This window comes from Wolbachia endosymbiont of Glossina morsitans morsitans, assembly GCF_000689175.1.
Classification (GTDB): domain Bacteria; phylum Pseudomonadota; class Alphaproteobacteria; order Rickettsiales; family Anaplasmataceae; genus Wolbachia; species Wolbachia pipientis.
Map to the genome: position 1 here is coordinate 1 of NZ_AWUH01000146.1, position 9,078 is coordinate 9,078.

Here is a 9,078-nt window from a genome sequence, read left to right on the forward strand (position 1 = left end):
TTACACTTCATAGGAAGCTTAGCAGTTGCCTTTTCAAGCGCCAATCTTGCTAAATGCATGGGAACATCACTGCTAATTTCAAACAACATTCTACCGGGCTTAGCTTTAAATACCCAAAACTCAACACTACCTTTCCCTTTACCCATACGCACATCCGCCGGCTTTTTACTAACAGGGGTATCAGGAAAAATTCTTATCCACACTTTACCAGAGCGTTTTAATGTTCTAGATATTACACGCCTTGCAGTCTCAATATGCTTAGATTGAATCCTACCTGCTTCCATAACCTTTAGACCATAATCTCCAAAAGATAATGTGCTACCACCTTTCGTGTTACCCTTAATTCGTCCTTTAAATACTTTTTTATATTTACTTTTTTTAGGAACAAACATTTCAATATACCTAATTAGTTACCAATATAAACCCAGACCTTAACTCCTATGATGCCATATATAGTTTTTGCTTCAGCAAAAGCATAATCTATATTAGCACGTAAAGTATGCAAAGGTAAACGGCCTTCTTTATACCACTCAGTACGAGCTATCTCAGCTCCGCCAAGGCGCCCAGAACAACTTACTTTAATACCTCTAGCACCCATCCTCAAACAACTTTGAATAGCTTTTTTCATCGCTCTTCTAAATGACCCCCTTTTTTCTAACTGCTGTGCAATGCTGTTTGATATTAAAACTGCATCTATTTCAGACCTTTTAACCCCTACTACATTCACTTCCACATTATTTTTTACTTTTTCAGCTATCTTTTGCTTTATCTTCTCAATATCCGAGCCTTTCTTACCTATTATCACTCCAGGTCTAGAAGAATGTATTATTACAGATACCAAATCGATCGTACGCTCTATAATTACTTTAGAAACACCAGCATGCTTAAAAGATTCATTTATATAACTGCGAACAGACAAATCTTGATGCAACCCTTGTTTATAACCCTTCTCAGCGTACCAAATAGATGACCAAGTATTAATTATTTTTAACCTAAATCCTTTAGGATTAACGTTTCCCATATTTTTGCACTTTCCTTATTAATTTTCTATTTTTATGAATCATATAATTTCCCCCAATTTTACAGTTATATTACTATAACGTTTACTAACTCTATTAGCTCTACCCATAGCTTTTGGACATACCCTACGCAAAGTAAGAGACTTACCTATTAAAATTTCTTTTATATATAAATTATCGATATCCAATCCATAATTTTGAGCATTAGCAATCGCAGAATTTAATACCTTCCTATAAGACCTGCAGGCCTTTTTTTCACAAAATCTTAATTGCACAGTGGCAAAAGAAACTTTTTTATTACGTACCAAACCAGCAACCAAATTCAATTTACGAGGAGTTGATTTTAAAACCCTAGAACCAGCTTTAACTATTACATCTCTGTTTTTCATATCAATTACCTTCTTGTCGCCTTTTTATCACCACTATGCCCAGTAAATTTACGAGTGGGTGAAAACTCACCAAACTTATGACCTATCATATTCTGATCATTAACATTCACAGGAATGTAATCCTTACCATTATAAACAGCAAACTTTAAACCTAAACAATTAGGAAGAATTACAGAAGCCCTGGAATGAACTTTTATAGCCATGTTAACAAACCCCTTGTTTAAAGCATTATTCACCGACTTTAATATAGAAGGATGACAAAAAGGAGGCTTCCATGCAGATCTACTCATAAACTAACCTTTCAATTGTTTTATATACTTATCACTAGATTTATTTCTCCTTCGAGTTTTCTTTCCTTTTGTTGCAACACCCCAAGGAGTAACAGGGTGACGACCACCAGAGGTTTTTCCTTCCCCGCCTCCATGAGGATGGTCAACCGGATTCATTGCAACTCCACGTACAGTAGGTCTAATCCCAAGCCACCTACTTCTCCCAGCTTTACCCAACTTTCTATTCTTATGGTCAGGATTAGATACTACACCAATAGTAGCCTTGCAAGAAGATAAAATCAACCTAATTTGACCAGACCTGAGTCGTAATAAAACATATTGGCCATCACGACCAACGATTTGTGCATAACAACCAGCAGCTCTAGCAATCGCAGCACCATTACCTGGCTTCAGCTCAACATTATGAACGAAAGAACCAACAGGTATATGCTTGAGTAGTAAACAATTCCCTGGCAAAATATCAGCATCATTCCCAGCTGTAACAACGTCACCTGGCTTCATACCTTGAGGAGCTAATATATAAGACTTAATATCATCTTCCTTATATGATATTAACGCCAAAAACCCACTTCTATTTGGGTCATACTCTATTTTTTCAACTATACCTTGACCACTTCTATTACGCTTAAAATCTATCACTCTATACTTCTTTTTGTGACCACCACCCCTATGACGAGTTGTAATTCTACCATGATTATTTCTTCCACCACTGGACTTTTTACCAGATGTAAGAGATTTTTCTGGCTCATCTTTTGATAAACCAACTTTACTCACTAACACAGTCCCACGAGAAGACGGAGTAACAGGATTAAAAAATTTCATACCCATACTAAACGCTCATTATATCTAATTTTTGACCATCCATCAAAGAAAAATAAACTTTCTTTTTCTGTTTTTCACAACCAATCACACCCCTAAAACGCCTATATTTAGGCTTAATTCTAACAACATTTATAGAAGAAATTTTAACATCAAATAGAGACTCTATTGCCAACTTTATTTGACGCTTATTTACATTTACAAAAACATACAAAGAATATTTATTAAACTTCTCCCTCAAAAAAGAGGCCTTTTCTGTAATTATAGGAGATTTTATTATATTATTACATTTGATCATAACAATCTACCTTCAAGATGCTTTAAAGTATCCTTTGTCAACATCACGCATTCGTGATTCAATATATCAAAAACATTTAACCCAATAGGTTTGATTAAGTCTACATAGTGCAAGTTTTTAGCCGCACGCAACAAATCATCTCCATAATCACCAACTATCAAAAAGGAAGAAAATTTAAAATTTTTAATACATTTACACATTTCAGACGTTTTCTTCACATCAATATTCAAATTATCCAGAATAATTACTTGATTATTTAAATACTTTAGAGATAAAGCAATTTTTAAACCAAATTTGCGTACCTTCTTATTAAGAGAATAAGTATGACTCCTCACAACAGGGCCGAAAATAATCCCACCACCTCTAAATTGAGGAGATCGCAAGCTCCCTTGTCTTGCCCTACCGGTACGTTTTTGACCATAAGGTTTAGCTGTTGTACCAGAGACATCACTAATACCTTTTGTTTTATGAGTACCAGCTCTTCTCTTCGCTAATTGCCATCTTACTATATCATGCAAAACACTCAATTTTTGCTTAGCAGAAAATATCAAAGGATTGAGCTGAGCAGTACCTACATTATCATTAGATAGATCAACTAAATTACATTCCATAACTAACTTACCAAATTACTAGCATCATCATTTACATCTAACAGTAAACCTACCGGAAAAGGAACATCTTTATGTAAAGATTTTTTAACTGCATCTCTTACAAAAACATAGGAATTTTTAAACCCAGGAACATTATTACCCTTCACAGCAATTATACTATTTTCATTATCAATGGATAATATCTTCATATTTTGTGCAGTTATCCTGCTGTTACCTAAATGACCAGCCATTTTCTTTCCTTTGAATACTCTACCAGGATCCTGACATTGGCCAGTGGAACCTTGTGATCTGTGAGCAATAGAAACACCATGAGATGCCCTAAGCCCACTGAAATTATGCCGCTTCATCACACCAGCAAATCCTTTACCTATAGAATAACCCGTAATATCAAGATATTGACCAACCACAAAATGATTGATTCCCACTTTTTTACCACATTCTATTCCCGACAGGTCATTTAATCTACTTTCGTATAACTTACATTTATTATTTATACCCTTTTTCTTTAAATATTCCAACTGAGGTTTTGCTATATTTTTAAAATCTCCTGTGCCTAAAATGACTGAATTATAGCCACATTTATCTTGTCCTTTTATATCAATAATATAAGTTTCGCTGAGATGCAATAAAGTTACAGCCATGCGACTATTGTCAGAATACATAGCAGTATGACCAATATTCATCATTAGTAAACCAATTCTCCTCAGCGAATTTATTCTCTTCATTTCCTTCTCCTAAACCTTAACTTCCTTGACTTTTAAATCCACTTCTACGCCAGCAGAAAAAGATAAACCTGTAAGCATCTGCATCATAGTAGGAGTAAGATCATGTAAAACAATCAAACGCCTAGAAGTTCTCATTTCAAACTGTTCGCGAGATTTTTTATCAACGTGAGGAGATCTATTAACAATAAATTTAGAATCTTTCCTTGGCAACGCAATCGGACCAGATAATTTTGCACTGGACCGCTTTAATTCATCAACAAATTTTCGAACACACTCCTCCAATAAAGAACAATCGAAAGCCTTAATGTTAATATATATATCTTGCTTCATCTTAGTTGCTACACTCACTCCAAAATTTCAGAAACAACACCAGAACCAACAGTTCTACCGCCTTCTCTTATCGCAAAACGCAATCCCTTATCCATTGCTATCGGTACTTGCAATTCTACTTCTACACTCACATTATCTCCTGGCATTACCATCTCCTTCCCATCTAGCAATTTTATGCTCCCAGTTACATCCGTTGTCCTTAAATAAAACTGTGGCTGGTAATTCGCAAAAAATGGTGTATGCCTTCCTCCTTCCTCTTTCTTTAATATATAAACCTCCGCCTTAAACTTTCTATGCGGTGTTATCGTCCCCGGTTTCGCTAATACTTGCCCTCTCTCCACTTCTTCTCTTTTTGTTCCTCTTAACAATATTCCTACATTGAGTCCTGCATTTCTCTTATCCAGCAACTTCTTAAACATCTCAACATCTGTGCATATCGTCTTTTGCGTCGCTTGCAGAACTATTATCTCTATCTCTTCTCCCGTCTTTATCTCTCCCTTCTCTATTCTTCCTGTTACCACTGTTCCTCGCCCCGATATCGAAAATACATCTTCGATTGGCAATAGAACTACATATTCATCTAACTTTTCCATCAATTTGTCTATTGATTTCTTTCCATATTCGCTGCTGTCATTCTTCAGCGCCTTGAGTGCTGAACCAACCACCACAGGCACTTCATCCCCTGGAAATCCGTATTTACTCAGTAATTCCCTCACCTCCATTTCTACTAAATCTATCATATCGGCATCAGCAACATCAGCTTTATTTATATACACCACGATATATCCAACACCTACCTGCTTCGCCAGCAATATATGCTCTCTCGTTTGTGGCATTGGCCCATCAACCCCCGACACTACCAATATCGCCGCATCCATCTGTGCTGCACCTACTATCATGTTCTTTACATAGTCAGCGTGTCCAGGACAATCAACGTGTGCATAATGCCTTTTTTCCGTCTGATACTCAACATGCGCTGTTGCTATCGTTATCCCCCTCTTCCTTTCTTCTGGCGCTTTATCTATCTGATCGTACGCTACAAAATTTCCACAATGCTTCGTTATCGCCGCTGTTAACGTCGTCTTCCCATGATCCACATGTCCTATTGTTCCCACATTTACATGCGGCTTTCCAAATGCTTCCACTACTGCTGTCATAATTATTACCCTTAATTATACTCTAACTTTAACTCATCAACCACATATTGTGGCACTTGCTCATAACAAGAAAAATGCATACTATACTGCGCCCTTCCCTGAGACATAGAACGCAAAACGTTGATATAACCAAACATATTTGCAAGAGGTACCGAAGCAGTAATTATTTTACTATTATTACCTAAATCGAGCATATCAGCAACATTTCCCCTTCTACTATTTATATCACCCATAACATCACCCATATATTCTTCAGGAGTAATGATTTCAACTTTCATTATAGGCTCCAGCATTTTTGGACCAGCTTCATTTGCCATCTCTTTAAAAGCACCTTTAGCAGCAAGTTCAAAAGCTAAAGGACTAGAATCAACTTCATGAAAAGCACCATCAAGAAGGATAGCCTTAAAATCAATCAACGGAAATCCCGAAATTATACCACCTTCTTTTATCAACTCCAAGCCATTTTCTACCCCAGGAATATACTCTTTTGGAATAGCACCACCTACAATTTTACTTTCAAATTGAAACCCAGAACCAGGCTCAAGAGGTTCAAATTTTATTTTAACCTTAGCAAACTGACCAGCTCCACCAGATTGTTTTTTATGAGTGTAATCAATTTCAACAGATTTAGTGATAGTTTCACGATATGCAACCTGAGGAGCACCGACGTTAGCCTCAACGTTAAATTCGCGCTTCATTCTATCAACAATAATCTCAAGATGGAGCTCACCCATGCCTTTCAATATAGTCTGGCCACTTTCCGCATTTACTGACATTCTCAAAGAAGGATCTTCTGCAACCAACCTATTTAGAGCAATACCTAATTTTTCCTGATCTGAAGTGGTTTTAGGTTCCACAGCAATTTCAGTAACAGGCTCAGGAAATTCCATACGCTCCAATAATATAGGAAAATCAACAGAACATAAAGTATCTCCGGTGGTTGTTTTCTTTAGCCCGACTAAAACAACTATGTCTCCAGCCCTAGCCTCAGTTATATCTTCTCGGTTATTTGCATGCATAAGTAACACTCTGCCAATCCCTTCAGTTTCGTTTTTTAACGCATTTGAAACGGTAGATTTAGACTTTAATTTACCAGAATAAATACGGATAAACGTCAAGCTGCCTACAAATTTATCCGTCATCACTTTAAATGCAAGAGCAACAAATTTCTCTTTTTCTGAAGGTTTGACCTCAATTTTCTTTTCTGAATCTTTAGGACCAATTCCAACAATTACATCAACATCAATAGGAGAAGGTAAAAAGTCAACCACACCATCTAAAAGTGGTTGTACGCCTTTATTTTTAAAAGCTGATCCACATAACATAGGAACAAATTTTCCTTTAATGGTCCCATTTCTCACGCATTTTTTCAGTAAATCCACTGGCAGATCATTAGACTCAAAGTAAGTATTCATCGCTTCATCATCCATCTCAGCTGCAGCATCTAATAAAAGATTTCGATATTCTTGAGCCTTATCAAGCAAATCAGAAGGAATATCTTCATAAGAAAATTTAGCGCCCAACGTTTCTTCTTGCCATATAATGGCTTTCATAGAAATAAGGTCAATTATACCTTTGAAATCTTTCGCACTCCCTATTGGTAAATGAATAACTAAAGGTGCTGCACCAAGCTTCGTCTTTATCATATCAACACATCGATAAAAATTTGCCCCTATTCTATCCATCTTATTAACAAAGCAGATACGAGGAACGCTATATTTATCAGCTTGACGCCACACTGTCTCAGATTGAGGTTCAACTCCAGCAACTCCATCAAATACAGCAACTGCACCATCCAAAACCCTTAAAGATCTCTCAACTTCAATAGTGAAATCAACGTGACCAGGAGTGTCTATTATATTGACCCTATGATCATTCCAAAAACATGTTGTTGCAGCAGATGTGATTGTAATACCACGCTCTTTTTCCTGCTCCATCCAATCCATAGAAGCTGCACCATCGTGCACTTCACCAATTCTATTTTGCTTACCAGTATAAAATAAAATACGCTCTGTTGTGGTAGTCTTACCAGCATCTATGTGAGCCATTATCCCTATATTTCTGTATTTAGATATTCCAATTTCCATATCACAATTAATTAGCTAACATTAAAAACGAAGATGAGAAAATGCCTTATTAGCTTCAGCCATTTTATATTTTTCTTCGCACATCTTAAACGCACCACCGCGTTTATTATAAGCATCCAGTATTTCAGATTGCAAACAATCAACAGTGGTTTTTCCACTCTTTTTTCGAGCAGCAGAAGTTGCTTTAGCAATCCACCTTAACGCTAAAGAAACCGCTCTATCTTGTCGAACTTCAACAGGCACTTGATAAGTTGCACCACCAATGGGTCGAGAACGCACTTCTATAGAAGGAGTATCTTTAACGACCACCGCGTTTATTATAGAGCATCCAGTATTTCCTATTTTCTTTTCAGCTAAAGACAAAGCGTCATAGATAATCTTTTCTGCAGCAGATTTTTTACCACATTTCATGGTTGTATTAATGAAACGCATCAGCAAAACACTGCCGTAACGCGAATCAGGACTTATTTCTCTTTTTTTTGCTTTATTCCGACGAGCCATAAACTTTAACCAGATTTCTTTACACCATATTTTGAACGAGGTTTCTTTCGATTTTGCACACCACGCAGATCAAGGGCACCTCTTATTATGTGATAACGCACACCTGGCAAATCTTTAACCCGCCCACCACGTATCAAAACAACAGAGTGTTCTTGTAAATTATGACCTTCACCAGGTATATAAGCCGTCACTTCACCATACCCACTAATTTTTACTCTGGCTACTTTACGGAGTGCTGAGTTAGGCTTTCTAGGAGTTGTAGTATAGACCTTAGTGCAAACACCTCTCCTTTGACGGTTGCTTTCTCCCAAAGCTGGTACCTTTTTCTTATGGGTCAATCCTAATCTACCCTTACGTATTAATTGATTTATCGTAGGCATATGTTATAAACTCAAGCTCATTAAAATAACTAAGTTTTTAGTTATAAAATAATAAACCTCAATAGTCAATATAAAAATAAACATTACTACTCTAATAATTAAGCTCAACTGCCTTGCGTCTCGTGTAACGAGACGTATCTGGCGTCTCGTGTTTAATTTTTTGCACTATGTGCACCTTATGTCTTTATCAAATTTCTAGCTACACAAGCTGAAATACGCTATTTAAAACATTAAAAAACGCCAACTTAAAAAATGGATAGTGAATAATTAGCTACCCTAGGGTTTCTAGCAAAGGTTGTTGACGCCATTGCCTGAATGGATACAATTTAATTTTTAATCTGCAGGATTCAAGTTGAGAATGTCCAATTTTCCACTTTCTTTATAGCATAACATACTTCAGCGCCTCTTGCTCCTCTTGAAGTCCAATGGGCTCACCACTTATGTGTAAATTAATCGTTAATGGTGTACACGT

13 protein-coding genes are annotated in these 9,078 nt (G+C 36.6%); all 13 read right to left on the bottom strand.

Going from position 1 to position 9,078, the window contains the following annotated elements:
• The coding region (gene rplP / locus WGMM_RS03685) for a 50S ribosomal protein L16 (RefSeq protein WP_038250257.1) at positions 1-392 on the bottom strand (392 nt) is incomplete at its 3' end.
• A gap of 14 nt (positions 393-406) precedes the next feature.
• A complete protein-coding gene (gene rpsC, locus WGMM_RS03690) occupies positions 407-1,021 on the bottom strand; it encodes a 30S ribosomal protein S3 (protein WP_038250260.1) in 615 nt (204 codons plus the stop codon).
• A gap of 39 nt (positions 1,022-1,060) precedes the next feature.
• Positions 1,061-1,408 carry a 50S ribosomal protein L22 gene (gene rplV, locus WGMM_RS03695; protein ID WP_038250262.1) on the bottom strand — a complete coding sequence of 116 codons (348 nt, stop codon included), beginning with the start codon at positions 1,406-1,408 and terminating at the stop codon, positions 1,061-1,063.
• A gap of 5 nt (positions 1,409-1,413) precedes the next feature.
• Positions 1,414-1,698 (bottom strand): 30S ribosomal protein S19, encoded by a 285-nt coding sequence (rpsS, locus tag WGMM_RS03700; RefSeq protein WP_006279181.1) that lies wholly within the window; start codon positions 1,696-1,698, stop codon positions 1,414-1,416.
• A gap of 3 nt (positions 1,699-1,701) precedes the next feature.
• A complete protein-coding gene (gene rplB, locus WGMM_RS03705; protein ID WP_015589143.1) occupies positions 1,702-2,526 on the bottom strand; it encodes a 50S ribosomal protein L2 in 825 nt (274 codons plus the stop codon).
• Between the two features lies 1 nt (position 2,527).
• A complete protein-coding gene (locus WGMM_RS03710) occupies positions 2,528-2,815 on the bottom strand; it encodes a 50S ribosomal protein L23 (RefSeq protein ID WP_038250265.1) in 288 nt (95 codons plus the stop codon).
• Complete coding sequence (rplD, locus tag WGMM_RS03715) at positions 2,812-3,426, bottom strand: 50S ribosomal protein L4 (RefSeq protein WP_038250268.1); 615 nt, start codon at positions 3,424-3,426, stop codon at positions 2,812-2,814. Before rplD ends, WGMM_RS03710 begins: the two co-directional genes overlap by 4 nt.
• Positions 3,427-3,428: 2 nt before the next feature.
• Positions 3,429-4,151 (bottom strand): 50S ribosomal protein L3, encoded by a 723-nt coding sequence (gene rplC, locus WGMM_RS03720; RefSeq protein ID WP_038250271.1) that lies wholly within the window; start codon positions 4,149-4,151, stop codon positions 3,429-3,431.
• 9 nt (positions 4,152-4,160) lie between these two features.
• Positions 4,161-4,481, bottom strand: coding sequence for a 30S ribosomal protein S10 (rpsJ, locus tag WGMM_RS03725; protein WP_012673184.1), 321 nt, complete (start codon positions 4,479-4,481; stop codon positions 4,161-4,163).
• Positions 4,482-4,495: 14 nt separating this feature from the next.
• Positions 4,496-5,638 carry an elongation factor Tu gene (tuf, locus tag WGMM_RS03730; protein ID WP_038250273.1) on the bottom strand — a complete coding sequence of 381 codons (1,143 nt, stop codon included), beginning with the start codon at positions 5,636-5,638 and terminating at the stop codon, positions 4,496-4,498.
• An 11-nt stretch (positions 5,639-5,649) separates the two neighbouring features.
• Positions 5,650-7,725 carry an elongation factor G gene (gene fusA / locus WGMM_RS03735; RefSeq protein ID WP_038250274.1) on the bottom strand — a complete coding sequence of 692 codons (2,076 nt, stop codon included), beginning with the start codon at positions 7,723-7,725 and terminating at the stop codon, positions 5,650-5,652.
• Positions 7,726-7,746: 21 nt separating this feature from the next.
• Complete coding sequence (rpsG, locus tag WGMM_RS03740; RefSeq protein ID WP_038250278.1) at positions 7,747-8,226, bottom strand: 30S ribosomal protein S7; 480 nt, start codon at positions 8,224-8,226, stop codon at positions 7,747-7,749.
• Positions 8,227-8,231: 5 nt separating this feature from the next.
• On the bottom strand, positions 8,232-8,606 hold the full coding sequence (gene rpsL / locus WGMM_RS03745; protein ID WP_038250281.1) for a 30S ribosomal protein S12: 375 nt from the start codon (positions 8,604-8,606) through the stop codon (positions 8,232-8,234).
• Positions 8,607-9,078 lie beyond the last annotated feature (472 nt).